25 protein-coding genes and 2 pseudogenes are annotated in these 25476 nt (G+C 67.6%); 13 read left to right on the top strand and 14 right to left on the bottom strand.

The genetic code is table 11. From position 1 onward, the window contains the following. Window positions 1-81: 81 nt before the first annotated feature. From OG599_RS34675 to OG599_RS34645, 7 genes are all read right to left on the bottom strand, one after another. Window positions 82-288 carry a hypothetical protein gene (locus tag OG599_RS34675; RefSeq protein WP_327180337.1) on the bottom strand — a complete coding sequence of 69 codons (207 nt, stop codon included), beginning with the start codon at window positions 286-288 and terminating at the stop codon, window positions 82-84. A gap of 111 nt (window positions 289-399) precedes the next feature. Next, window positions 400-756, bottom strand: coding sequence for a hypothetical protein (locus tag OG599_RS34670; RefSeq protein WP_327180336.1), 357 nt, complete (start codon window positions 754-756; stop codon window positions 400-402). Window positions 757-824: 68 nt separating this feature from the next. Then, the gene (locus tag OG599_RS34665) at window positions 825-1361 is read right to left on the bottom strand and encodes a DUF6197 family protein (RefSeq protein ID WP_327180335.1); all 537 of its coding nucleotides are present in this window, start codon (window positions 1359-1361) and stop codon (window positions 825-827) included. A gap of 121 nt (window positions 1362-1482) precedes the next feature. Further along, window positions 1483-1803, bottom strand: a complete 321-nt coding sequence (locus OG599_RS34660; RefSeq protein WP_327180334.1) for a hypothetical protein — start codon at window positions 1801-1803, stop codon at window positions 1483-1485. 18 nt (window positions 1804-1821) lie between these two features. Beyond that, entirely contained in the window at window positions 1822-2124 is a 303-nt protein-coding gene (locus tag OG599_RS34655) for a hypothetical protein (RefSeq protein ID WP_327180333.1), read from the bottom strand. Between the two features lie 118 nt (window positions 2125-2242). After that, window positions 2243-2593, bottom strand: a complete 351-nt coding sequence (locus tag OG599_RS34650; protein WP_327180332.1) for a hypothetical protein — start codon at window positions 2591-2593, stop codon at window positions 2243-2245. 771 nt (window positions 2594-3364) lie between these two features. Next, window positions 3365-3832: a hypothetical protein gene (locus OG599_RS34645; protein WP_327180331.1), complete on the bottom strand. Its 468-nt coding sequence runs from the start codon at window positions 3830-3832 to the stop codon at window positions 3365-3367. A gap of 187 nt (window positions 3833-4019) precedes the next feature. Between OG599_RS34645 and OG599_RS34640 the strand changes: the two genes are divergently transcribed. The 6 genes from OG599_RS34640 to OG599_RS34615 all read left to right on the top strand — a co-directional run bounded on the left by OG599_RS34640 (window position 4020) and on the right by OG599_RS34615 (window position 11090). Then, complete coding sequence (locus tag OG599_RS34640) at window positions 4020-4352, top strand: GntR family transcriptional regulator (RefSeq protein ID WP_327180330.1); 333 nt, start codon at window positions 4020-4022, stop codon at window positions 4350-4352. Window positions 4353-4481: 129 nt separating this feature from the next. Continuing rightward, window positions 4482-5939 (top strand): helix-turn-helix domain-containing protein, encoded by a 1458-nt coding sequence (locus OG599_RS34635; protein WP_327180329.1) that lies wholly within the window; start codon window positions 4482-4484, stop codon window positions 5937-5939. Window positions 5940-5960: 21 nt separating this feature from the next. Then, window positions 5961-6644 carry a RibD family protein gene (locus tag OG599_RS34630; RefSeq protein WP_327180328.1) on the top strand — a complete coding sequence of 228 codons (684 nt, stop codon included), beginning with the start codon at window positions 5961-5963 and terminating at the stop codon, window positions 6642-6644. After that, window positions 6644-7111, top strand: a complete 468-nt coding sequence (locus OG599_RS34625) for a deaminase (protein WP_327180327.1) — start codon at window positions 6644-6646, stop codon at window positions 7109-7111. Before OG599_RS34630 ends, OG599_RS34625 begins: the two co-directional genes overlap by 1 nt. A gap of 104 nt (window positions 7112-7215) precedes the next feature. After that, the gene (locus OG599_RS34620) at window positions 7216-7524 is read left to right on the top strand and encodes a helix-turn-helix transcriptional regulator (RefSeq protein WP_327180326.1); all 309 of its coding nucleotides are present in this window, start codon (window positions 7216-7218) and stop codon (window positions 7522-7524) included. A 944-nt stretch (window positions 7525-8468) separates the two neighbouring features. Further along, window positions 8469-11090 carry a hypothetical protein gene (locus OG599_RS34615; RefSeq protein ID WP_327180325.1) on the top strand — a complete coding sequence of 874 codons (2622 nt, stop codon included), beginning with the start codon at window positions 8469-8471 and terminating at the stop codon, window positions 11088-11090. 1074 nt (window positions 11091-12164) lie between these two features. Here the strand turns inward: OG599_RS34615 and OG599_RS34610 are convergent. Further along, a complete protein-coding gene (locus tag OG599_RS34610) occupies window positions 12165-13151 on the bottom strand; it encodes an RHS repeat-associated core domain-containing protein (RefSeq protein WP_327180324.1) in 987 nt (328 codons plus the stop codon). A 51-nt stretch (window positions 13152-13202) separates the two neighbouring features. Here OG599_RS34610 and OG599_RS34605 point away from each other — a divergent pair, with 51 nt between their 5' ends. The 3 genes from OG599_RS34605 to OG599_RS35570 all read left to right on the top strand — a co-directional run bounded on the left by OG599_RS34605 (window position 13203) and on the right by OG599_RS35570 (window position 17354). Beyond that, window positions 13203-14489, top strand: a complete 1287-nt coding sequence (locus OG599_RS34605) for an IS256 family transposase (protein ID WP_442809735.1) — start codon at window positions 13203-13205, stop codon at window positions 14487-14489. Window positions 14490-14764: 275 nt separating this feature from the next. Continuing rightward, the gene (locus OG599_RS34600; protein ID WP_327180323.1) at window positions 14765-16201 is read left to right on the top strand and encodes a sensor histidine kinase; all 1437 of its coding nucleotides are present in this window, start codon (window positions 14765-14767) and stop codon (window positions 16199-16201) included. An 86-nt stretch (window positions 16202-16287) separates the two neighbouring features. Further along, window positions 16288-17354, top strand: a protein-coding gene (locus OG599_RS35570; RefSeq protein WP_442809636.1) for an IS630 family transposase whose coding sequence is annotated in 2 segments (ribosomal slippage) — window positions 16288-16731 and window positions 16734-17354 — 1065 coding nt in all. Because the reading frame shifts where the segments join, the coding sequence is not laid out codon by codon here. Between the two features lie 97 nt (window positions 17355-17451). Here OG599_RS35570 and OG599_RS34585 read toward each other — a convergent pair. After that, window positions 17452-17916: a hypothetical protein gene (locus tag OG599_RS34585; RefSeq protein ID WP_327180322.1), complete on the bottom strand. Its 465-nt coding sequence runs from the start codon at window positions 17914-17916 to the stop codon at window positions 17452-17454. 256 nt (window positions 17917-18172) lie between these two features. After that, window positions 18173-18592 (bottom strand): annotated as a pseudogene (locus tag OG599_RS34580) (transposase family protein); the annotation flags it as partial. 11 nt (window positions 18593-18603) lie between these two features. On the opposite strand from OG599_RS34580, the gene OG599_RS35565 reads away from it, so the two are divergent. Continuing rightward, the gene (locus OG599_RS35565; RefSeq protein WP_442809742.1) at window positions 18604-18969 is read left to right on the top strand and encodes a DUF5959 family protein; all 366 of its coding nucleotides are present in this window, start codon (window positions 18604-18606) and stop codon (window positions 18967-18969) included. Here OG599_RS35565 and OG599_RS34575 read toward each other — a convergent pair. The 4 genes and pseudogenes from OG599_RS34575 to OG599_RS34560 all read right to left on the bottom strand — a co-directional run. Beyond that, window positions 18961-19266: pseudogene (locus OG599_RS34575) on the bottom strand (transposase); the annotation flags it as partial. The gene OG599_RS35565 and the pseudogene OG599_RS34575 overlap by 9 nt on opposite strands. Window positions 19267-19598: 332 nt before the next feature. Then, on the bottom strand, window positions 19599-20504 hold the full coding sequence (locus OG599_RS34570; protein WP_327180321.1) for a DUF4231 domain-containing protein: 906 nt from the start codon (window positions 20502-20504) through the stop codon (window positions 19599-19601). Between the two features lie 4 nt (window positions 20505-20508). Next, the gene (locus OG599_RS34565) at window positions 20509-21069 is read right to left on the bottom strand and encodes a hypothetical protein (protein ID WP_327180320.1); all 561 of its coding nucleotides are present in this window, start codon (window positions 21067-21069) and stop codon (window positions 20509-20511) included. Window positions 21070-21242: 173 nt separating this feature from the next. Then, on the bottom strand, window positions 21243-21629 hold the full coding sequence (locus tag OG599_RS34560) for a hypothetical protein (protein ID WP_327180319.1): 387 nt from the start codon (window positions 21627-21629) through the stop codon (window positions 21243-21245). Between the two features lie 289 nt (window positions 21630-21918). Here OG599_RS34560 and tap point away from each other — a divergent pair, with 289 nt between their 5' ends. From tap to OG599_RS34545, 3 genes are all read left to right on the top strand, one after another. Further along, entirely contained in the window at window positions 21919-24114 is a 2196-nt protein-coding gene (tap, locus tag OG599_RS34555) for a telomere-associated protein Tap (RefSeq protein WP_327180318.1), read from the top strand. Window positions 24115-24120: 6 nt separating this feature from the next. Next, window positions 24121-24678 (top strand): telomere-protecting terminal protein Tpg, encoded by a 558-nt coding sequence (gene tpg, locus OG599_RS34550; RefSeq protein ID WP_327180317.1) that lies wholly within the window; start codon window positions 24121-24123, stop codon window positions 24676-24678. 515 nt (window positions 24679-25193) lie between these two features. Then, on the top strand, window positions 25194-25433 hold the full coding sequence (locus OG599_RS34545) for a hypothetical protein (RefSeq protein WP_327180316.1): 240 nt from the start codon (window positions 25194-25196) through the stop codon (window positions 25431-25433). The last annotated feature ends 43 nt before the right edge of the window (window positions 25434-25476 follow it).

Here is a 25476-nt window from a genome sequence, read left to right as displayed (position 1 = left end):
TGCGGGCCGGGGGCGGTAGTCACCTCCCCGCGGTCCCGCACCCCGGACGGGGGTGCGGGGCCACGGGCAAGCGGCACCAGGTCACTTGCTGGCGGCGGTGGCGCTGTTGGCGCTGGAGATCGCGGTGCTGATGCCGGTGCCGAGACCGTCGATCGCGGCGGACAGCGGCGACGTGGCGAGCGCGTAGCCGCACACCAGGGCGGCCACCAGGACGCCCAGGCGCATCTCCGAGCGCCAGCACAGGTAGACGGCGCCGCCGGAGAACAGGAAGAGGGGAAGGGAGATCACGAGGTCCTCCAGGAGGTGGTGGGCGCGGGCTGTCCGGCTCCCCTTCACCGCGAAGCCCCGCACCGGCCCCGGCCAGCGGGGCGGTGCGGGGCTTCGCGGATCAGGCAGCCGTCAGACCTGCGGGTGACCGTTGATGGCCCGGCGCGGATCGTTCTGGACCAGCCAGGCCAGCGCGGACACGTCCATCGCGGCGGCGGCGTTGGCGGCCCGCAGCGGGGCGGTGTCGATGTCGACCATCGCCTCCGCCGCCGGCAGCAGCCGCATGTACTCCTCGGAAACCCGGTAGGTCTCCACCCCCGTCTCGACCACGCGCAGGTTCCACTCGCCGGTGTGCCAGCTGAAGGTGATCTGGCAGACGAAGGTGTGATTGGGCTGGCCCGTCCAGTACCGGGCGGGGTCCCGGTACAGGACGAAGTCGCCCCGCTTGAAGCCCTGTTGCGCGGCGTGCTGGGTGGCTTTCTGCATCATGTGCGTCCTCACGTTTCCGGCGCCCCCTGCCGCAGGCAGGGGGCAGACCGACAGGTCGAACAAGGGGGTCAGGCGCTCAGGGCGGACTCGGCCGGGCCGTAGGCGCGGGCGAACGAGGCCGCGGCGGCGAGGAGCCCGAAGACTTCCTCGACCTGGCGGCCCGGGTGCTGGTCCCAGAACGTGTAGGTGGCGAACGGTGCGCCGGTCAGCGCCCGGATCAGCAGCGCGAAGATGTCGTCCAGGGCGCTGTTGGTGTCGGTGCAGAAGCGCTGGGTGGTGTCGACGGTCTCGGCGTGCCGCAGGGCGGCACTGATGCCGCGGCCCGCCGGGAGCGACGGGTTCCATCCGGCGGTGCGCAGGATGGTGATCGCGGCCTCGGCGTGGGAGGCGATCTGCTCGCCGGTCATCGGCATGCCGCTGAGCCCCCACCGCAGCCAGTCGGTGCGGTCCTCGGTCAGCGCGAACGCGGCCTCGAGCAGGGCGGCGGGGGTGTCGGCCGGGGAGGACGGGGCGACCGTACCGGCGACGAACACCTCGATGTCGCGGCTGAAGGACTGCTCCAGCTCCTGCGAGGTGCGGGTGGTGCGGTGGTTCAACTCGAACATGGGGGCCGCCTTTCGGGCGTGGTGGGCACGGGCTGTCCGGCTCCCCTTCACCGCGAAGCCCCGCACCGGCCCGGGTGAACGGGCGGTGCGGGGCTTCGCGGATCAGGCAGCCTGCAGACCGTCAGCTGTTGAGAGCGGCCTCGTAGGCGGGGTAGCCCAGGCGGGCGGCGGCCGCGTACCGCGCGGACGTCTCGGCGCCGCGCGCCCAGAGGTCGGCGGCCTCGGTGTGGCCCTTCGAGGCGAGGCTGTCGGCGACCGCCTGCTCCCGCTCGGCGGACTCGGCGTAGCAGGCGGCGACCTCCTGCATCTCCGCGAAGGTGAACGGCGCGGGGGCCGGCGGGGCGATGTCGCCGAACACGAGGTAGCTGTCGATCTCGCTGGCGCACCAGCGGGCCGGGTCACCGTGGTCGGCGCGGAACTGGTTGAGGGTCAGCGTCTGCATGGTCCGTCTCCGATCGAGTCAGGAGCGTTGGTCGTTCAGGTAGGCGTCCTGGAGGCGGCAGAGCCGCTCGAAGAGCGGGCGGCCGGTCCGGTGCCTCTCGGTGGTGCGCGGGTGGATGTCGGCGACCGGGTGGCCCGCGTCCCACGCCGTCGCGGCCGCCGCAGCGGCGGCCGCGAGCAGCACGCGGGTGAGCGGGTGGGCCAGGCCGAGGACAACGGCGGCGCGGGCCGCGCGGTACTGCGCGCCCCGCGCCGTCCGTATCGGCAGGGGGTTCAGCGTCAGCCGTCCTCGCCGGTGCTGACCTGGCCAGAGCCGGACCACGTCCCGCAGTTCTCGTTCTCCACGCTCTGGTAGGGGGTGCCGTCCGCACCGACGCGGTTGACGGTCACCATCCGCGTACCGGATCCGCAGCAGGAGCTGCACGAGACGGTGGCCACGGTCACCGCCCGGCCGACAGCCCGGCGTACGCCCGGACCGAAGCCTTGCCGTCCCAGGGCGGGCAGTTGCAGTTCCAGCGGCTGCACACCCCACACGCCTCGGTCGCCGCCCGCAGGGGAAGCGCCCGGGTCATCCGGAGGATCGGCTGCTGCTCGTACCCGGGCACCATCTCGGCGAGCGTCCGGCGCGCCCGGCGGCCGGCCGTGCTGGCACGGTCGTCGCCGTCCGTGGCGAGGTGCCGGACGAGCTGGTGGAAGTCGGTGTCCGTCTCGTCGCGCTCGTACCCGCGCTGGTTGTCCTCTTCCTCCCGGTCGCGGTATCCACCGGCGGCGAGGGGGCGAAGTCGTGTCATGATCTGCATTCGGGCCTCTTCTCAGGTCCGTGACAGCCCCGGGGGCGTAATCCCTGGGGCTGTCCTCGTGGTGGGGCTGGACGGTCTGTCCGGCTCCCCTTCACCGCCCGTTCCGGCCGAGGCCGGTGCGAGCGGATCAGGCAACCGTCAGTCCTGCGCTTCCCGTTGCTCACCGGACTGGCCGGTGCGCACCGAAAGCGCGTGACAGCTGGAGCAGAGGGAGGCAGGCGCCTGCCTCTGCGGGTGATGCCGGGAAGCCCGGTGCGTCATATCGATCTGTGACGCACGCCGTTGTTCCAGCGCATCGGTGCGGCGTCACCTCACTGAAGTGGTGGGTGCGACTGGCAAGGTCGAGCCGCGGGGACAAGCTTCACCCGGCTTGTCTCGGAGGCGATCTGTCTCATCTCGCCACATGCGTTGGGGCCACGCTGGTCGATCCGCTTGCCATCCAGCCGGTGGTGCATCGCGCTGGTCAGCTCCCGGTCCTTCCCCCCGTTCCCGATCAACTGGGAACGGCGTGCCGTGCGTAGGGGGGAGAGCAGGCGTGCCTCTCGCGTCAGCCCCGCATGATCGCTATGGAGTTCTCAAAGAACGGCCGCTTCCTTTCACACCCCGCAATCGGGGGGTCCGGGCGGTTCCGCCTGCTCTCGTCTCTGGGCTCGCTCCTGGCGTGGCCCGCCGACGATGGGTCGGTCTGTGCGTTGGAAGCCGGGTAATCCGGCGCCCACTACCGGCGCCGCGCGAGGCGCGGTTCCGGCAGAAGGCGTCGGGTCAGCTGGCGAGCTGCTCCGCGGCCGCGCCGAACTTGCCGCTGCCCGTGATGCCGAGGGGGAGGAAGTGGACCGTGAAAAGGGCGATGTGGTGGCCGCCTTCGATGTGCCGGCGCAGGAGGTGCGCCTGGGGAATAAGCACGTCGACCAGGCGCTCGCGGACGAGGGCGGTGATCGACGGGTCGGCGGCGAGGATGTCGCGGGCCGCCTCACGCCGTGCTCCGGACTCCGCGATGACGTCGTCGCGGGCCTTGCTCTTGCCCTTCGCCAGCGCGGAAGCGGCGTCCCACCTGGCGAGCTCGTCCGCCGTCACCAGCTCGTACATCTCGAGCGGCGTACCGAAGGCGATGTCCAGGTCGATGTCTCCGAAGTCCGGCAGCTCCACGTCGATCGCGTCCAGCAACGCGAGCGTCTGGGCGTCGAAGCTCTCGGTGGCGAGGCTGGCGGTAGGGCGGCTAGTCGTGTTCACGGGGTGGTGCTCCCTTCAAGTTCGGGCTCTACGTGATCCCGGGAAGTGGCAGGTGGGGGCCTTTGCCGCCCCGCTCGCTTCGTCGGCATAGCTAACTTAGCTGATACAGTCGGGGGCGTGTCAAGTGCTTGATTGAGGAAGCTATGGAAGCTAGCTAAGGCGAGGGGGTCGACCTACGATGTCGCTTATGAGCAACGAGGCCGTGCAGCCGTACCAGCGAATCGTTCAGGATGTCCGCGACAAGATCCGCTCCGGCCGCTGGACCGCCGGGACGAAGCTGCCGAGCACACGCGAGCTGGCAGAGGAGTACGGCGTCGCGGCCGGCACAGTCCAGCGGGCCCTGACGGAGCTGCGCACGGCGGGGCTCATCTACTCCCACCAGGGACGCGGCTCCTTCATCACGGAGACCGCCTCCGAGTCCAACGAAGACTCGACTGCCCGCGCCCTCAAGGCTCTTGAGGAGCAGGTCGCCGACCTCGCCGCACGCCTCGCCCGAATCGAGAAGGACCGAAGCGACTGACGTCCTTCCCCGCGTCCCATTGCGCATGTTCGTCCCTCCCTGGCCGGTCCAACTTCGTTAGCAAAGTTGTAGGCCCAGCCCGGGAGCGAGTTCTAGATCGGGCGTGTATCCAGCCGCTGGATACACCGAGTGGAGACATGGAGGGATCACCAAGTGGGGCAGCAGCCGAACGAGCTGACACCGGAGCAGTCGCCTCTGCACCGCTTCGGATACACGCTTCGAGAGCTCCGTAAGGTCCGCGGAATGTCCCTCCGGGATCTGGCCGCGAAGTCCTTCATGTCGCACTCCAAGCTGCAGAAATGGGAGAACGCCAGCCGCCCGCCGAAGGACCGGGCCGAAGTCGAGCGGATCGATTCCTTACTCCGAGCCGGCGGTGTGCTGGTCGACCTCTGGCAGCGGATCAACCTCGATGTATCCGGTCGGGCTCCTGTATCCGTTTCTGCTCCCCATGTATCCGAAGCGTCGCTCGGACTGGCCACAGTGGGCATCCAGCGGGCAGCGTCTGATCACGAGGGGATCTTTGTCCCCGCTCGTCTACGGGATGGATCGGTGGTATTCGTGGCGCTCGATCGACGCGACTTGCTGCGTGGTGGGGTAGGCATCGGCGCTGCGGCCGCATTCGGCGTGGGCACGCCGGCGGTCGCGGACTCCGGGATCGCTCAGAATTTCAAGCAGCCCTCGCGGTTGGCGGCCGCGTACAGCGGTACGCCTGTCGAGCATTTCAGGCAGGCTCGCCGACTGCTGATCGACAACGACAACCTGATGGGGCCGCGGACCGCCATCGCAGCCGTGCGCGACCACATCGAGAAGATCAAGACGCTGCGCCGCGACACCAAGGGCGTTGACCGTCAGGACCTGATGGAACTCCAGACGCAGTACGCGGAGTTCGCCTCCTGGCTCTACCAGGACATGGGCGACTTCGACAACGCAGAGTTCTGGCTCGACAGGGCGTTCCAGTGGAGTCACACCGTCGGCGACGGCGACCTGACCTCCTACGTGATGGCGCGCAAGGCACAGCTCGCCGGGGAGAAGCGGGATGTGGTCGACGTTGTCGACCTGGCTGAGGCGGCACAGCGGATGGCGCGGCCCCGGAGCCGCCTCGCGGCGGTCGCCAGGACCTACGAGTCGTACGGCCACGCGCTTCGGGGTGAGCCCACCGACAGCGAGCGCGCGATCGACGACGTCCGCAACGCCCTTGACCGCGTCCTTAGCGACACGACCCCTTGGGGCGTGTGGCTGAACGAGCAGTACCTCGATGTCCACCGCGCGCAGGGCCTGGAGGTGCTGGGCAAGCACGCTCAGGCCGCAGAGATCTTCACCAACGCCATCAAGGCCCTGCCCGCCGGCTACCACCGAGACCGAGGCGTCTACCTGGCCCGCGCCGCGGTCGCCCACGCTGGCGCCGGTTCACCGGAAGAGGCCGCCGCCGTTGGCCTCCAGGCCCTGGCCGTCGCACGGGACACCGGCTCCGGCCGGATCATGCGCGAGCTGGTCAACCTCGACAGGACGCTGGTCCCGTGGCAGCGCCAGCCGGAGGTGTCCGCCTTCCGTGAGAACTTCGATGCTGTCCTTGCCCACCAGTCCTGAGAGAAACGGATCCCCGACCACATGACCACTCGCCCGTACGTCATCCTCTCCGCCGCCACGTCGGTCGACGGATACCTGGACGACACCAGCGCCGACCGGCTGCGTCTGTCCAACGAGCGCGACTTCGACCGCGTGGACCAGGTCCGCGCCGAATCCGACGCCATCCTGATCGGTGCGAACACGATGCGTCGGGACAACCCTCGCCTGCTGGTGAACAGCGACGACCGCCGGGCGAAGCGCGTGGCCGCCGGCAAGCCCGAGTACCCCCTGAAGGTCACCGTCACGGCGAGCGGCGACCTGTCCGCCGACCTCAAGTTCTGGCACCACGGCGGCGAAAAGCTCGTGCTCACCGTGGACAGAGCGGTAGAGAAGGTGCGCGCCACCTTGGGCGGCCTCGCTGACGTCGTCAGCGTCGGCCCCGAACTGGACTGGGGCCTGGTGCTCGATGAGCTCGGGCGCCGCGGTGTCGAGCGGCTGATGGTGGAGGGCGGCGGCACCATACACACCCAGCTCATGTCGCAGAACCTCGCCGACGAAGTACACCTGGCCATCGCGCCGCTGCTGGTGGGTCAGCCGGAGGCGGCGCGCTTCCTGGGCGCCACCGACTACCCCGGCGGATCGACGGCCCGGATGAAGGTGCTGGAGGTCCGCGCGATCGACGACGTGGTCTTCGTCCGCTACGCCCCGAAGGAGCGCACCGCCTGATGTACGCACCCGACCGAGCCCAGGACCTGCGCTGGATACAGCGTGCGATCGACCTTGCCACGCTGTGCCCTCCGGCCACGGGCGCCTACTCGGTCGGGGCGGTCATCGTCGGCGAGGACGGCACCGAGCTGGCGTCCGGCTACTCCCGCGCGACCGGCCCCCGCGAGCACGCGGAGGAAGTCGCCCTCGCCCAACTCCCCCAGGACGACCCGCGCCTCGCGGAGGCGACGATCTACAGCACGCTGGAGCCCTGCTCCCAGCGCAGCGCCTCCCGTACGCCCTGTGCCCAGCGGATCCTCGAGGCCGGCATCCCGCGCGTCGTCATTGCCTGGCGCGAGCCAAGCCTGTTCGTCGACGACTGCGTCGGCTACGAGCAGCTGGTGGAAGCTGGGGTGACAGTGGTGGAGTTGCCCGAGCTGTCGGCGGCCGCGAAGGCCGTCAACGCACATCTCGGGAAACTGGCATGACGACGGCCATCTCCTGTTCCTCCGGCGGCACGACATTCAGCGACGCCATAGCTCAGCCGGGCCGTGTATCTTTCATGGTTACAACGATCATGGAAGGCGTGGCTATGTCCGACTCGGACCGCTCGCAGCGGGTGGACGCTCTGCTGAACGGCCTCCCCGAGGCTCTGCCGTCTCCGCGTGTGCGCGCGAAGCTGCGCCTCGCGGCCGGCCTCACCCAGCAGGACGTCGCGGACGCGGTGGGCGTGAAGAGGGTCGCGGTCACGCGCTGGGAGCTGGGTCAGACCAGCCCTCGACGCCCGCACCGCGAGAACTACCTGCGTCTCCTCAAGGGCCTCGCCGAACGCTTCCCCGACGCCGCGAAAGCGGATGCGGGCATGCCGACGCCAGCCTTGGATTCAAGGGGGTCGGGGTGACGTAGCCGCCACCGGCCGCGCGGCCACCTTGCGGACTGACAATCCGCTTCGGCCAGCGCGGCCCTTCGCACCGACTGGGGCGTGACACCTCAGTTCGGCTGCTCAGTTCCGGTTGACGCCGGTTCTGAGCTTCGGCTCATCGAGCCAGTTCATCTCTCATAAACCCCGCCTTGACAAGCGGGTCGGCCCCTTTGACAAGGGCCACCAGCAAGACCCGGCCGCTGACAACGGTCGATGCCCTACCGATCCGCGGGGCCCTATGACAGGGGCCCTGCGGTTCACCAGAACCGGGAGGGGAGGAGAAATCTCCCCCCACCCGATCTAGATCCGCCCGCTTCTCACGAAGGGGGCGGTCCCAGCACATCCGCACATCTGGCCGTCCAGCCCCGAGGGGCTCGGTTCGTTCAGCTATATGGAAGGTGGGTCGTTCTTATAGTGCCCGAAGTGGTGTCCCCCTGTCAGCTTGGCCCTGTCCGTTTCACCCCGGTTCAGGCGCGGCGGTCGTCCCGTGTGACGGGATCGGCGTACCGTTCGCCCAGCTTTTTCCGTTCCGTACCGGAAGTTGAATTTCCGGTAGGAAGCTACGAGCGCGGCGCGTTCGGAGCGGCCTTGCGGGACACGGTCGCGGTATCGGCCGCTCGGCTCGTGCACCCGCTCGCGGAGGTCGTCAACAACTCCGTCGACGGGGACGTCCGCGAGAGCGGCTTCCCGTGTGGCGGGACGGGCTCTGAAGTTGTTGCCCGCCGTGCGGGAGGGTTGGGGGCAATCGGGGCTCGCTGGCCTCTGTCCACAGGGCTCCCGATGCAGGGTCATCGGGTGGATGACGAATCGAGCGTTTTTCCTGCTCAGGGGGGTGTCCGCTTTGGCGTGTACACCGACCCCATGCAGATGCAGAAGATCGCGACCCGTACGAGCTCCGGGGCTTTCGCCGGGGTGGTGGGCCGATGAGCGCCGTAGCGGCACCGGCCGTGCTCCCGCGCCCCCGTACCTTCGTCAGCGGGGCTGCGCGCCGTCGGCTGCGGTCGGTCCCGGCTCAGGCCGGGCCGGTCGCGCGGCTGGAGGTGGGCAACCCGCTCCAGCTGACCGAGACGATGCGCACCCGGCTGCTCGCGGCGGTGCGCGCGCTGCTGTCGGACCCCGGTCTGAAGGACGCGGACGACCCGGTGCGCCTGGCGGCCGTCGTGCTGATGGCGAAGGCCAAGGTGGCGAAGGACTACCGCGCGACGATCACCGCGACGGACCTCGGCCGGTGGGTCGGGCTGAAGCCGTCCCGGATCGGGCACCACGTCCTTCCGCAGCTGCGTGACCGTGGCGTGGTCGGCTCGAACGAGACGGTCAGCGCGGCGGGGCGGGTGACGGGCCTGAAGTGCTGGGTGATCCCGATGTACCGGGCGCAGCACGGCGGGGACCGACGGCACGTCCTGGCGCTGTCGCGGGTGGAGCTGGTTGTGCTCCTGGCGCTGATCGAGGCGCTGTTCGCGCCGGGCTGGAATCACAAGGACGGCCGGGTGACCCCGGCCGGGATGCTCGCGGACCGTACGGGGCGCGGGGCGGCGACCGACCGGCTCGGGCTGCTGCTGATGGTGCTGTCCTCGAACGCGAAGGGCTGGCTGCAGCTGTGCTCGGGCAGCGTGGACGGCGAACGGGGCCGTCCAGCGGCGACGGTGGCACGGCTGCTGGGCTGCTCGCCGGCGGGCGGGGCAAAGGTGCTGTCCCGGCTCCAGGAGTGGAACGTGCTGTCGGTGGACCGACGGGAGACGGCGTCGGGGTTGAACGCGCGCAGCCGAGTCCGGTTGCTGCCGGTCGCTCAGGCGCACGGGATCGCCGTCCGGGAGGCCCATGAGGCCACCGAAGCGGTGTTTTCAGACCTCGCCGTTACTGCATGCGGCGATCTTGAGACGATGGTGGAGGCTGTGATCCCTGTAGTTACTGGGGTTCAGGGTGCCGGGGAGGGCCTGGAGTCCGATTCGGCAGACCGCGCCGATGCTGCACACCTTCACGCCTCTCACGCTTCTGTGGTTACTCCCGGTGGGTCTCTCTCGCTCTCTGGTGGCTTTTCCGGCGAAGGCCGTGGAGCTGAAGGTCCGCTGCCGGAGTGCGCGTGCGACCGCGAGGACCAGGCCGTCGACGGTGAGGACGCCGCGGCCGTCCCCGGGCCCCGGGCGGCCAAGGTCGGCCCGCTGCGCGGGGAACAGCCCAAGGAGTCCCCGGCCGATGAGCCTGGTGGACAGCTGGCTGCCCGTCCTGGTGCCGGTGGCCAGCCGCAGGCTGTGCGTGGTGAAAAGACGCAGCAGCAGCGGAGGGTGGACCTTCCGGAGGATCTCGGTCTGCGGGTGGCATTGGGGCCGGTCTCGTGGCTGTGGCAGGGGCTGTCCGGGTTCCAGCAGGCCCAGGTCGAGGCGGCCGCGGAGGCGGAGCTCGGCCGGCTGAAGGGCTGGATGGGCCAGCAAGATGGGGCGGTGCGGCGGGAGGCGGCGGCTCGGCGGCTGGCGGCTCGTCTCGCCGCACGGCTTGATGAGACTGGTGGCGAGGCCCGGGTCGACCGCCCGTACGGGTGGCTGATGGGGCGGGGCCTGGTGCAGCGTCAGGCGTGCGCGGACCGGCGGTGCGACGACGGCGCCCGGCTCGACACCGGTGCCGCCTGCGAGAACTGCGCCAACGTGCTCCACGTCCGCCGCGCCCACCGCGCCCGGATCGTGGCCGAGGTCGGCCAGGAGCTGCCCGGCCTCGATGACGCCGCCCGCCGCCAGGTCGTCGAGGAGCGGCTGCAAGCCCAGACTGCTGCTGACGCCGCGCGGTTCGTACGGCGCCGCGAGGAGGCCCGCGTCCGGGACGCCGAGCGCGAAGCGGCCCGCGCCGCCGCCCAGGAGCGGGCCGAACTGGAGCGTCAGGCCGCGGCCGTCGCCGCCACGGTGCGCCAGGCGCTGGCGTGCGAGGACTGCGGGCAGACCGGGGCCGGTGGGCTCTGCGAGGCGTGCGGCTGCCGCCGCGAGACCGAGACGCTCACCGTACGGGCCGTGCAGCTCGTCGCGGCGCGGACGCTCGACCCTGCGGCCAGTGCGGCTGACGTCGCGGCCCTCGATGTCAGGGTCCGTACAGCCATCGGCCGCAAGGTCGCCGCCGAGTGGGCGGAGTTCCTGGAGCTCTCCGACCCGGCCGACCTCGAGGACGACCAGGAGCGCGCCGACCTCGCGGCCGCGCTCACCGCCCACAGCACCGTCCAGCAGATCGCCGACCAAGCCGAGACCAGCGCGCTGACCGCGTTCGGCCGGACCGACGAAGCCGACACGGAGGCCGACCGGGCCTACCGGACCGAGCAGGGCAGGAGGTGGTTCCAGCACAACCCCACCGGCGAAGCCGCCGTCGCCGCCGCGACGAAGGCCGCCACCACCGCCCGGAACCGCGTCGCCCAGCACCTGCTCGCGCTGCGTCTGAAGCAGCTGCGCGAGCAGGCCGCCACGGGACACCGAGCCGCCCAGGCCGGGGCCGGGTCGTGGATGGACCGGATGCCGGAGCTCGCCGCCCGCGCCCTCGGCCGCGACGCCACCGGGGCGGTGATCGCGTAACCCCCGAGCCGGAGCCGCGAGAGGTCGACCTCGCGCGCCAAGCCCTGACCGCCGCCCGGGAAACGGCGAAGAAGAACGGCGCCGGCCGACCGAAGCCGAAGCGGCGCACCGGTGCCGCCGCAGTACGGCGCGACGGCCGCGAACCACTCGGTCTGAGCAGCGTGATCAGCCGGATGTTGACCGAGCGCGGCATGACCGCCACGGCCGCCTGCGGAACCGCCCTCGCCCGCTTCGACACGATGCTCGCCGCAGTCGCCACCGAACTCGTCGGCCGGGTCCAGGCCGTGGGCTACGACGCGGACGCCGGCCGCCTGAACGTCGTCCCCGACACCCCGGCGGCAACCAATGCGCAGGTTCCCGGAGCGGCCGTCCGCACCGTGCGAGTCTTGGCGCCCGCGACGGCCGGCCCAGCTCGCCGACCGGATCGAAGAACTCGCCGACACCCTGTAGACGCTGCTGGCGGAGTCGACCACGCAGTTCGTTTAGGGGGCACCAGCATCGCTGGTGCCCCCGGGCAGTGTCTGGTGTCCCCGCGGCCGAGCTCGGCTCGGCCCCGGTCACGAGATTCCTCAGCCCCGATAGAAATAAAACAAGATCAAACCGACGCGTTAATTCCCCTAAACCCTTATCTAAAAGAAGCTGACAATTCCCTTTGTCGTCCGCCTGAGCTTATCGAAAAATGTCGCCGATTTTCGCCAATTCAACTCACTGATGACACTATCACGAATAACTCCTTCCTCCCCATCGGGACTCACGGCCGGAGATAGGTGCCCTGCCGCTATAAGTATGCCAATCTTAACCAGGGAAACATCAAGGACTTTCCCTGCATCACGCTGGGACAGCCACTCATCGAAGGGGAGCGTCGGCGACTTCAAAAGCTTGCTCATGAACTTTTGCCACTTTCTTTTCCGGGGCGACGGGGGTGGGAGTGTAGAACTCGCATGAATTGCCCCGAAATCCAAGCCATGACCAATGGAACTCCGATGGTCACGCGGGTCATGCTTGCGCTTAAACCTTAACCAAGAGGGCCGGGTGCGTAAGGGGAGCTCCCCTTACGCACCCGGCGCGTTCGAATCAGAAGGCGTACTTCCTAATAGTTCTTCCGATTATCTTAGCCGCCTCTCGGGGCAGCTGCGTTCGGGCAACCCCTGCCAGTGGCGTACCGGCCTTGGGGCCGAAAGCCACGCAACCCCCCGGTCCGCGGCCGCAGAGCGCACCACTAACAATACCTTGCACCTCTGCTTTTGCTGTCCTCTTCAAGTACTGGCTAGCTCCTTGCTTTTTCTCTTCGTCGGTAGAAACTGCCATGTGGGCACCTAGTCCGGCCGTGAAGAGGGCGGCTGCGCCGACTGCGAATAGCCCCACTCCGCACGCCACGGAGGCTATGCAAAAAGCAGTGCCAGCCGCTGCGGCAAACCCTATTCCAATATCGACCGCTTTATGCCATGTGATCTCCTTATTTGCGTGATTCCAGAGCTTCGATGTTCCCCCCTTGAGCTTTCCCCAGATTCCGCCATCCTTCTTCTTTTGCTTTTCTTGTTTCTTCTTGCGCTCCGTCGCGTTCGCCTTCTCTGTCGCCTTCGCTTTGACTGATTTCCCCTGAATGGAACTCGTCTGCTTTGCGTAGTAGACGGAAGGAGAATACGTGTTCCACTTTTTCGTGTAGGAGATCAGCGGCCTCTTGGCCTTCTTGAATACGTGAGGGGTTTGGCGAACCAGCTTCTTCCCCGCCTTTGCCGCTTTGTTGGCGTAGGTCCAGAAGCCGTCCCAGAACATCTGGCCGTCCGGGTCAGATGCAGTGACGGGTCGGCTGTTGGCGTATGCGTAGGCGTTCATCTGCAGGGGGTCGTCGAGGTCGATGACGGGGTCCACTGAGATGAAGCGTCCCAGCGCCGGGTCGTACTCCCGGGCACCAAGGTGGGTGAGGCCGGTGGGGTCGGCGGTTCCTCCGACGAAGCTGCGGGTCCCCGGAAGAGTGCTGCTTCCTGTGAAACGGCCCTCGCCGAAGGGGAGCTGCTTGCGGCGAGTGAGGGCCTGAGTCGTCATGGAGACGGCCGTCATCGCGGGGGAGTGTTCAATGATCGGCGGATCCGATGATCAAGGAGACGCCAGATGAGCGACACCACCATCGAGCAAATACCGGGCAGTGAGGCGGCGGAGGCCGTGCCGGCGAGTGACGAGCAGTTGGTCGCGATGCTCGTGGACCGGGCCCGCAGCGAGGGCCTGCAGCTGACCGGGGAGGGCGGGCTGCTCCAGCAGCTGACGAAGCGGGTGCTGGAGTCCGCCCTGGAGGGCGAGATCACCGATCACCTCGGATACGAGAAGCACGATGCCGAGGGCCGGGGCAGCGGCAACAGCCGCAACGGGACCCGGGCGAAGACGGTGCTGACCGATGTCGGCCCGGTCGAGGTCAAGGTCCCCCGGGACGTGGCCGGTTCGTTCGAGCCGCAGATCGTCAAGAAGCGGCAGCGGCGCCTGTCCGGGGTGGACGAGATGGTGCTGTCGCTGTCCGCGAAGGGCCTGACGCACGGCGAGATCTCCGCCCACCTGGCCGAGGTCTACGGCGCGAGCGTGTCCAAGGCCACCATCACTACGATCACGGACAAGGTGATGGACGGGATGGCGGAATGGTCCAACCGACCGCTGGACTCCGTCTATCCGGTCCTGTTCGTCGACGCGATCAACGTCAAGATCCGGGACGGGCAGGTCGCCAACCGTCCGATCTACGTCGTCATGGCAGTGACCGCCGAGGGCCACCGGGACATCCTGGGGATCTGGGCCGGCGACGGCGGCGAGGGTGCGAAGTACTGGCTGAGTGTGTTCACGGATCTGAAGAATCGGGGCGTTGATGATGTTCTCATGCTGATCTGCGACGGGCTGAAGGGCCTGCCGGAAGCGGTGGAGACCGTCTGGCCTCGAACGATTGTCCAGACCTGTGTCGTTCACCTGCTGAGGAACAGCTTCCGGCACGCGACCCGCCAGGACTGGGACAAGATCGCCAAGGCGATCAAGCCCGTCTACACGGCCCCGAACGAGGCCGCCGCGACCGAGCGGTTCAGCGAGTTCCAGGAAGCCTGGGGGAAGAAGTACCCGGCGGTCATCCGGCTCTGGGAGAACGCCTGGGCCGAGTTCGTGCCCTTCCTCTCCTTCGACGTCGAGATCCGCAAGGTCATCTGCTCGACGAACGCGATCGAGTCCGTCAACGCACGCATCCGCAAGGCCGTCCGCGCCCGCGGGCATTTCCCCAACGAGGCCGCAGCCATGAAGTGCGTCTACATGGCCCTGATGAGCCTGGACCCCACCGGCAAGGGCCGCAAGCGGTGGACCATGCGCTGGAAGGCACCCCTGAACGCCTTCCAGATCGCCTTCGAAGGCCGGCTCACCCCGGCCGCCAACTGAACCCCCCCAAAAAAAACTGGATCAGCCGTCTACTGGACACACCCCCCTAAGGTCCCGTTATGGGATCTTAGGGATGTTTGAGGTCAGATTGTGATTCTTCGGCCTGCCCCGACTTGAAGATCTGTGCCCAACGAGTTCTAGTTCAGGAAGCTCTCATGTTGACCGAGCAGACTGTTGGCATGCCCATTGGTGGCCTGTGATGGCTGCCAGCAACGGCGTGATGATTTTGATGGGAGCGAATTTTCCGCAACTGTGGGGCGACGAACGGGGTAAAGGTGCATCACGAGAAACAAGAGCTGCGCCGCATGAGTTTGCGTCTGCGGCTTGGACTGTCTGCAGCGGCAGCTGTGGCCATCGCGGTGAGCGCCGTAGCGGCTGCCGCGTGGCTTATGACTAGGCATCAGTTCTCGGACCAGTTGAACAGCAACCTTCGGAGCGTGCAGGCGTCACCCCGCTATATCAATCAGTTGTTGCAGTCGTGTGATGTCGATCAAAGCCGCTCTCCGGATTTCAGCGAAAAGCCGACTCAGTATGTTGTGCAAGTTGTCATGAGCGACGGTACGGTCTGCGCTGACCCGGGGGGCGTTAAGTACTCGATCACTGCCGCAGATGTAGCTGTTGCGGCAGGTGAGCTTGACTCGGTGATTCATGATACCGAATCTCAGGATGGTACAAAAATGCGTGTTTCGACTGAGCGCGTACCGGGAGCGCCCTCGGATATCGCTATTTCGATTGCTCAGCCTTTGAGCGGCGTGGACACGCCACTCAAGAGGCTCGCTCTTTATTTGTTGGGAATATCTGGCGTGGGTATCGTCGGCGCCGCAACATCTGGTGTTGCGATTAGTCGCGCTGGCCTGCGGCCAGTCGTCCGCCTCACCGATGCTGCAGAGCAAATAGCGCGAACTCAGAACCTCAAGATTCGTCTCCCAGTTGCAGGAAGTGATGAAATCGCGCGAATGTCGCGAAGCTTCAATGTCATGACGGAAGCGCTATCAGTTTCATTCGAACGCCAGCGTCAGCTGGTTGCTGACGCCGGGCATGAACTTCGCACTCCACTTACTTCACTGCGTGCAAATGTTCAACTTCTAGCAAGAAGCCAGCGCAGTGGTCGCAAACTTCCCGATGGAGTGCTAGTGGAGCTACTCGACTCAATTGAGGCGCAGGTGGGAGAACTCGCTGAGCTCATATCCGACCTGCAAGTTCTTTCGCGAGCGGACTCCGGCTCGTATGGAGATAATGTCTCGTTGGTTCCTCTGCATGAGATAGCAGAGCGTGCGCTCGCGCGTGTCAAGCTGAGAGGGCCGGAGGTCGACTTCGAACACGACCTGCAGGACTGGTATCTCTGGTGCGATCCGGCGGCGTTGGAGCGTGCACTGGTTAATCTTCTCGATAATGCAGTGAAGTTCTCTCCACCCGGCGGATCTGTCAGTATGAATCTCAATTCCGGAGTGCTTGTAATCCGTGATCGAGGGGTTGGCGTGAATCCGAGAGACTTGCCGCATGTATTCGAAAGATTTTGGCGTTCGCCGGCCGCTCGTAGCCTTCCGGGAAGTGGTCTCGGACTGGCAATTGTGGACCGAGCCGTTCGTCAGGCAGGTGGCACGGTAGAGCTTCGGGCGGCGTCGGAGGTAGGAACAGAAGCAATTGTCCGCCTCCCCGGCTGCGAAGTTCCTCCACCCTCAAGCAAGCCAAGGGCTTCTGAAAAATTTTGATGGCAGGGGAAGAAATACTTACTGAGATTGAATTCGTGAAGTCGTAGGGGCTGACGGGGGGTGCTTGCCTGCGGTATGACGGGAGGATGAGGTATCCACAGGGTGGCGGGTTGACCGCTGAACGGCAGTGCAGGCGCGAGGAGTTACGGCTCCAGGCGGCTGAGCGGTTCGCTCGTGGCGAGGGCAGTACGGCGATCGCCAGGGATCTGCGGGTCAGTGTCCGATCGGTGCAGCGGTGGCGTCACACGTGGTCCGAGGGCGGCCCACGGTCCTTGCGGTCGCAGGGGCCCGCGTCGCTGCCGCGACTGAGTGAGAAGCAGTTCGCTCAGCTGGAGTCCGAGCTGGCCAAAGGACCGGCCGCGCACGGCTGGGAGGACCAGCGCTGGACTCTGAACCGTGTGAAGACGGTGATCGGACGGCGCTTCCACCTCACGTACACGATTCAAGGTGTCCGCAAGCTGTTGGTGCGTAACGGCTGGTCCTGCCAGGTCCCGGCCCGTCGTGCCATGGAGCGGGACGACGAGGTGGTGGCCGGGTGGGTCAAGGAGGTGTGGCCCCGCGCGGAAGGCTAGCGGCGGCCCGTGGAGCATGGCTGGTCTTCGAGGACGAAGCCGGCTTCTCCATGACGCCGTCGCACGCAAGGACCTGGTCGCAGCGCGGGCGGACCCCGGTGGTGCGGGTCCGTGGCCGCTCGCGCAGACGGATATCGATCGCCGCCCTGACCTGCTACAAGCCCGGCCACCGCTCCCGGCTGATCTACCGGCCGCGACGGGACGGAGGCAACCGTGACGGGCGCAAAAGCTTCTCCTGGCGCGACTACCGCGACCTGCTGATCGCAGCCCACCAGCAACTCGGCGGCCCGATCATCCTCATCTGGGACAACCTCAACGTCCACAAGGCCGCAGGTCTACGGGAGTTCGCCGAATCCCGTGACTGGCTGACCATCCTCTACCTGCCGTCCTACGCCCCCGACCTCAACCCCGTCGAGGGCATCTGGTCCCTGCTACGTCGCGGCTGGCTCTCCAACGTCGCCTTCTCCACGCCAGAACATCTCATCCGCACGGTCCGCAGCGGTCTCCGGCACATCCAGTACCGCAGCAACCTCATTGACGGCTGCCTCGCCGAGACCGGCCTGACCATCAGATCTGCGTAACGACACCACGAGTTAAACCTCAGTAATGGCGGCGCCCGGCTGGCGCCGCCACTAAGCAAGCATTTTGACTTTACTTACGCGCGTTACATGGTCCTACTCATGTAGTGACGTTGTAGGAGTACGGGGTAATGGTGACCACGCCACCCTTTGAGGTAGAGGGGACGAGTAGAACGGCCGTACCCTCGGGAAGGTTATTGGAGAGCCAGGGGGAGCAGTAGGGAGAGTTGTGGCCAGCGGTCGAAACGGTGTCCAGGTAGTACCGGACGCCGCCGCTCAGCTTGTACCGCTGGACGAGAAGGCCCATGCCGTCAGCCTTGGTGTCGCAGACTCGCATCGCGTCGCCCGGCGTTCCGCATATCGGGTTCTGAGCCCACTGGACGTAACCAAAGTCGGAGACGTAGTAGGTGGTCGGCTGCGTCGGGCACGCAGCCTGAGTGGTCGCGTCCTCGGCGTGGGCGGTGGCTGCCGGCAGGGCGCAGAAGGCGATAGCAGCTACGAAAGCCAGAATTGCTTTGCCAAATCTAGGCATTAGGAGATCTCCCCTTGTTCGATTTTCGTTCAAGTGGATGGATCGTACATGAGAAGTTGGTTAATTCAATATGGTTTTTACTTGCAGATTCGGGATTTAAAGTGACATTTTGGAATCATGTTGGCTAGTTTCCTTGGTTGGGTGGCTAGAAAGTGCGCCCTGTGTCAGTGGTTGTGATGAATGGCTACGCTTTACCTCAGTCCTATCGTGTTGCGAACACCTGTACTCATGAAGATGGATTGTGGCATTAGACATCGTTTCTTATGGCGTGGTCGCTCATTGAGCTTCTTCAGCGTTGCCGCTCCAGGGTGACGACGGCCTTGGCGATTGACGTCGTGCGGTTGGGGCTGCAGCGGGATCTGCGGAAGATCCGCCAGGACTTCAGGCGGGCGACGCCGCGTTCGACGGGTGCTCGTGCCGCGGCCAGGGCACGGTTGCGGGTCCTGTCGGCGGGAGTGAGCTCCTGGAGGGGCCTGCGTTTGATGCCGGTGGTCAGCCACGGGCCGGCGCCCTGGTAGGCGAGATCGGCCACGACGGGAACGCCCTGGCGCTCGCAGACTCGGATGATCCGGTGGGTGCGTGCGGCGGTCAGATCGTGAGTGCGGCCCGGCAGGGCGGGCGAGAGCCATAACAGTCGGCCACCGGGATCGGTGACGACTTGCACGTTCACGCCGTGGCGCCGGTGTTTGTGGGAGTAGTCGGCCCGGCCGTAGCGTCTCGATCAACGTTCTGGGACGTAGCCGCAGGTGGACCGCCGGGCTCGACGCGGAGATCGTCGTCAAGACGCCCTTCGTATCCGGCCGTATCGACCTGGCACTGTACGTCGCGAGGTTGGAGTGCTGGGCCGACGCACTGGACCGGCTTGACGCCGGCGAAGACGTGGCCTGGATGGAGATGAGCAGCGGGCCGTCCATCTTCATCCAGCTCACGGGCGAGCGTGACTGCCCGGAGGTGGTCGTGGAGGACGAATCCGGGTCCATGGTCACCGTGCGGGTCCCGCTCGTCCCGCCGGACAATTGGATTGCTGACCACCGCCAGTGTCTGCGCCAGGTGATGGATCACTGGGTTCCGATGCTGTCAGGGTAGGGAGACAAGTCGCCGCCAGCAGATGAGGACGCATCCGAGGGTCAGGAAAGCTTCGTGGATGTCGTCGCGGATCTCCCAGCGGATCCGCAGGCGGCGAAACGAGTACAGGTGGGCGAACGTACGCTCCACGACCCAGCGTTGGGCGCCCAGTCCGGAACCGTGTTCGGTGCCGCGTCGGGCAATCACCGGCTTCACGCCGAGGGCCCAGACGAGGCGGCGGTACTTGTCGTGGTCGTAGCCGCGGTCACCGAGCACGATGTCCGGGCGGCGCCGGGGCTGGCCGCGCTTGCCGCAGATCACCGAACTCTGGCTGGGCACCTGGGGGCGCTACGACGACCTTGCTCTCATTCCCACCAAACTTCCCAACCTCCAAGCATTGACCATTGCAACCTATGGCACTTGCCGACGTGTAGACCTAACTCCGCTCCGCGGCATGCCTAACCTCAAAAAAATTCATATCCAGGCGGCAGACGAAGTCATCGGTGCTGAACACTTTCCGCCCGGTAGCGTTCTCCGAAAACCTCGACCTCGTACGGATTGATCCTTCAAGCGAGCGCGGCCCCGGACGTGGCTCCGTCCGTACGGTCCGAGCACGGAAGCCAGCGGCAGCCGCAGGACTGAATCCTGAGTCAGGCCGCCGGCGGCTGACTGGACGGGGCGGCCTGGTCTGCGGGCTGGTCCAGCTGCTGCTGGCGGCGGCGCTGCTCGTTGCGGTGGTCTTCGACGCGCTGGGTGAAAAGCTTCAGCGCCTCGTCCTCCTGGTCGGGCCCGTATGGCGCGTACGGGCCGATGCCGAGGGTGACGGCGTTGGCCTCCTGCTCGATGGCGTCGGCGGTCTGCTGAAGGAAGTAGCTGCGCTCGCGGAATTTGTAGTAGCCGGTGAACATCGCGGCCACCGTGATGGCGAAGCTGATGGCGGTCAGGGTGACGCTCTGCCAGGTCAGCTCCTTGCCGGTGTCCAGGGCGGCGATCGTCGTCGTGGATGCAGAGCCGATCATGATGAGGGACTGCAGGCTGTTGTGGATCCGCCGGTACTTCCGGCTGTCGACCTGGTACTTCTCGATCGCGGTGGCGACTTCCTCGCGGTAGAGATTGCGCCGGTCGTGCAGGTCGGGACGCCGGTCGGCCTTCTGCTGCCACAGCGACTCCTGCGCGGAGACGAGCTGCGCCTCGATGCGCTGGAGGGTTGGCACGCCCCGCCCGGCGAAGTGGACGCCGACCAGCGCCAGCAGGGACATCAGGAGGAGGCTTCCGCAGATCAGGTCACCCAGGGCGAACCGCGCCGGGTCGCCCGTGGTCCACGCGGCGATGCCGGTGCCGATGACGGCGGTCAGTAAGGACAGCCAGCTGACGGCCGCCCCGGCGCGCCAGATGCGGTCCAGTCGCCGGCGTCGGGCGAGCTTCTCCTGGGCGTCGATGACGAGGTTGGTGTTCACCACGTAGATCCGTTCGTCGGCGTCCCGCTTGCGGGCGAGGACCAGGTCGTTCGCGTCGCCGATCCGGCGGGGCGCGTCGTCGTCGAAGTCGCGGGCCATGGGGTCAGCGGGCGAAGGCTTCGGTCAGGCTGATGCGGTAGCCGTCTTCTTCCATCAGCACGACGGTGACGCCGAACGGGTCGGGGTGGTCCAGGTCGATGGGGGTGAAGGAGAAGTTCACCGCAGTCTGGATCGGCGGCACCAGTTCGCCGCCGGGCTGCGGCGCGGGGGCCGGCCTCCAGTCGGGGGCGACCGACGCCCAGCCCTCGGTGCTGCGCGACAGGAGCTGCTCGGTGTAGGGGAACTGGTGCAGCACGTGCCCGGCCGGGGTGGCGAGCACCATGTTCAGGCACGGCGCCGGGCCGACGACCGGCAGCTCGCAGGCGGTGGCAACGTCGTGCGTCTCCCAGGCGAGGACCACCTCATCCGCGCCGGCCGCCGCGGCGATTTTCGCGAGCTCCGCGATCCCGGCGAGCGCGTCCTGGCCGACCTTGAGCGGGCGGACCCAGATCAGCCCGACCAGCTCGCCGCGCACCAGCGGCATCATCAGCGGGCGCGGCACGACCCCCTCGCCCAGCGAGGCGGTGTACGTCTCCTTCGCGACGCCGACCAGTCCGTTCCACATCCGTACTTCCACGGGAGCCCCCCCTGCCGTCCGGTGATCCGATCACCGCACCCTGCCACGGGGTCCGAGGCCGTGTCAGCGGGATGATCAGCCAACGTGCGGCGGGGGAGGAGCCGGACTCAGGGTGTGGCCGGCTGCCGGGGGACGGAGCGGCTGTGCTGCTCCTCCCACTCCTAAATCACCGTGCGCAGCATGGCGGCGATCTCGGGTTTGGTCCCCCTGCGGGCGGCCAGGGAGCGCAGGTACGGTTCCGCTCCCTGGAGCATGCCGGAGCGGGGGTGGAGCGTCACCAGGGCGCGGTGGGTGCCGCGGTTGAGGTGGTGACACCAGGCGTCGATGTCGATTCGTCCCTCGGGTGCGGCGATATGCCCGTCGACGAAGCCGCCTTCGGGCTGTGTGCAGCTGTTCCAGCCGTAGACGCCGATGCACCGCTCGCAGGCGAGGGTTCCGTGCATGTCCGGGTAGCGGCGCTGCCACTCGCCATCGAGGGCGATGATGTCTGTGGCGAGCGGGATGTTCTTGGCGCACAGGCAGCACCTGATGCGGAATGCAACGGACATGGCGGATCTCCATTCACCCTGCGGGCTGGGCGGGTGTGCTCAGCCTGGCAGCGGGCCCGGGTTCTGCAGCGCCGCCATGCCGTGCATCGCCGCCTCCTGCGCGGTGTGCGAAACACGCAGTGAAACACCAGGGGTGAAGCACACTCGCGTTGCACTCCTGACCTGCACGAACAGCCGTTGCGCCGCTTACCCGCCTGCGTGTTGCACTCCCACCGTTGCGCGATTCATGCGCGATTGGGTGAGCGAATCAACGCGCGATCGAGTATGCTGTCTATTGGAGGTGACCTCTGTGTCCACTGAGGAACAGCTGTTCAGCGCCGTCGATGCGCTGCTGGAGCAAGTCGCGCAGGACGACCTGCCGGACCCTGCGGAGCGCAAGCGTCTGCGGGAGGCGGCGGGCCTGAGTCAGGCACAGATCGCCACGGCGCTGAACGCCCGCCGGGAGGCGGTGGGGAACTGGGAGACCGGCAGGACGGAGCCGCGGCCGCCGAAGCGCGCCGCGTACGCCCGGCTCCTGGAGGGCCTCGCGGCCCGATTCCCCGCCCCGGCCGCCGACGCGCCCGCCGCGGCCCCGGCGCCGGTAGTCCCGGCGGCGTTCACCGGCCCCGCGCCCGTTCCCGCCCCGGCAGCCGCAGCGCCGGTTGCTGCCGCACGGCGGGAGCCCGCCGCGAAGGCCGCTGTGTCGTCGCGGCGCCCGGGTGCGAAGAAGGCGTTGGCGAAGAAGACCGCGGCGCCGGCAGGCGCCAACGACCCGCGCTTCGTGAACGGCCCGCTCGCGGTCATCGACGCCGACCCGGACGGGCAGGTGTCGGCGTACTGCGTCGGCGGCCTGGTCCTGGACGTGCCCGCCAAGACGATCCCGGCACTGGTCGACTGGACCCTGACCGAGGCCCGGCTCGGGCAGGCCCGGCTCCACCGCAACGGCCGCGACGCCGACCCGATCCTCGTCCTCACCGCGGCCGCACTGGAGCGCTACGGCCTGCCGGTCGCCCTGTCGGAGGAGGAACGGCACGCGAGCCGCCTCCCGTCCGGCCACAAGGTGGTCAAGCAGATCGAGAAGGCCGGACTCCAGATGAGCCAGCGCGGCCTCGGCCCGTGGGCCCGCCTCTACCGCGACCCCGAAGGCTCGAAGCGCCGCTGCGTCCAGCTGTGCATCCTGCCCTGGAACGCCCTGGACCCAAGGGAGTGGGACAAGAAGGACGACCCGCAGCTGCCGACGATGCACCCGGCCGAACTCGTCCAGTACCTCGGCCTCTACGCGGCCCGGGTCATCACGCCGCGCGGCTCCACCGCGACGACCGGCCTGGAACTGATGACCGCGCTGCGCCCGCCGACCCGCGCGGAGAAGAACCCGGCCACCGGCGCGTTCGAGCGGGCCTTCAACGACGACGCGATCACCGCCAAGTACGACGTCGTCCCGTGCGAAGTCCCCGACGAACACCCGATCCTGAAGAACGCCGGGTTCGCCCGCCACCACCTGCGCACCCCGGCAGAGATGCTGATGGAGGAACCGTACGACTGGTGCCGGCCGCTGACCGACGAGGAGTACAACCAGCGGTACCTGGTCTGCGTCGACATCAACATGTCGTTCGCCGCCGCCGCCAACAGCCTCACCGTCGGGCTGAACGGGCCGACCCACCTGGAGAACAACCCGACGTTCGATCCGGCGCTCCCCGGCTCGTGGCTGGTCGACCTCAGCCACGTCGACCTGTCCCGCGCTCGGGTCAACGGCCGCACCGTCGACGGCTCCCGGCTGCCGAGCCCGTTCACGCCGCAGGGCAACCGCCCTGAGGGCCCGGCCTGGTACGCCACGCCCACCGTGCAGTACGCCGTGGAGCTCGGCTTCGACGTCGCGCCGATCGAGGCGTACGTCCGCACCCAGACCGGCCGCTACCTCGACGCCTGGTACAAGCGGCTGCGCGACGCCTACGTCGACACGATGGCCGACATGGGCGTCACCACCGACCTCCAAGGCCAGGAGTTCCTCGAGGCGATGGCCCGGCGCAAACAGGTCGACCCGACGATGGCGCTGCTGGAGACCGCGATCAAGGCCACCGCGAAGGGTGCGATCGGCAAGCTGCGCCAGCGCTCCCGGGGGCAGGTGCCGTACTACGAGCCGTACCCGGCGCTGGACCGGGTGACGTGGCGCCCCGACATCCGGGCCGCCGTGCTCGCCGCTCAGCGGGTGGGCCTGCACCGCAAGCTGATGAAGACGGCGGCCGCCGCCGACCTGTACCCGGTCGCGATCGGCACCGACGCGATCGTCTACCCCTCGTCCGGGCCGTCGCCGCTGGACGTCCTGCCGCAGACGCCGGAGGGCAAGCCGGCGCCGGGCACGTTTCGGCTCGGCGTCTCGCCCGGCATGGTCAAGCACCAGGGCACCCAGACCGTCCTGTGGGCGGAAACCCAATTCGAAGAGCGCGGCGGCGTTTTCAACCTCGCCAACCTCATCAAGACCGACCAGCACGCCGGAGAAGGGGAGTAGCAGGTCATGGTCGACTCGCTCGGGGACAGCCTGGACCGCGCGCTGGAGGGGGCGTTCACCCGCCGCATCCCGCAGAGCGCCCAGGCGCAGATGAAGTACCTCGTCAAGCAGCTCAAGGGCACCAAGGCCGCCGCCCAGGCGCTCGGGATCTCCCAGCGCACCGTGGAGCGGTACGTGACGGGCAAGCTCAAGCGCCCCCGCCAGGACCTCCGCGGCCGCCTGGAGCGCGAGGTGAGGAAGCGGTGGCAGCCGCAGATCCGCGCGAAGGCGAGGAAGAAGGCCGCGTCCACGGGCGGGATCGTCGTCTCCACCCGCGCCCGCTTCGGCTTCGAAGCGGCCGGCGGCACGACCGACGACGCCCGAATCCGGGACATCACCCAGGCCCTGCCGCCTGAGTACGCCGACAAGCTGTTCAGCGCGCGGGAGCAGGGCAAGAACGAGGACCAGCTCCGGCAGATCGCCGCCGACGGTCTGGCCCGGATGTACTTCCGCGCCAACAACAGCAGGGCCCACGGCCTGGGCGTGGAGTTCACCGACGTGGAGCGGCTCGACATCGAGCTGTAGCCGGGCGGGCAAAGCGGACGAGCCGACAGCTAGTGCTGTCGGCTCGTTGCTGCGGGCCCGGAGCCAACCAGGGCCTGCGTGTTGTCCCTGGTCAACCTGGTTGGAATCGCGGCGGTGCAGGGGCTTGGCAAAATCGTCTCAGCGGCGGGGAGGGAGGGCAACCCGAACTGGTTTGCGTCTGGGTGTTTTCATGATCACCTGCGTGATCGCCGCATGGGAACCCGGCAGCACTGGCGAGCGAACTCGAAGTCAGCCTGGTCAGCGCCTTTCCTGTTAGGCGGCGCGTCCCACCTTTGGCCAACGATTTTCCCGTTGGTGCTCACTCGGCAACGCCAACCACCGAATTCGCGAGTGGGATGCCCATGGGTAAAACCTCTCGATCGGTCATGACGCAAGGTCATGGAGTGGCAGCATCTCTGTTACCGCGACCGGCGAGCCAACCGCCCAGCGGCACAACCTGGTTGGACGCAGGAGCACCCTCCTGCATAGGCGATCAAAGGAGCAGAGAGCCCAGAATGTTCACTACCACCGTCCCCCCGAAGGCACGCCCCAGCGGTCCCGAAGCCGTCATCATCACGGTCGTAGTCCTCTTCGTCACCGTGCTGATCCTCACGGGCATGAAGCCGGTCAACGCCCTCCTCGTCACCGGCAGCGCCAGCCTCTTCGGCGCCCTCGCGGTACGCGCCTGCACCACCACCAAGCTGAACGCGCTGCTGCGCCCGGCCATGGTGGAACTGCGGGCCGCCTCGAGCTGACCGCGTCTTGACTACCGTGCGGAAGGTCCGGCGCCTCAAGCAG

The sequence above is a fragment of the Streptomyces sp. NBC_01335 genome, from assembly GCF_035953295.1.
GTDB lineage: Bacteria > Actinomycetota > Actinomycetes > Streptomycetales > Streptomycetaceae > Streptomyces.
This window is presented reverse-complemented; position numbering and strand designations above follow the sequence as displayed.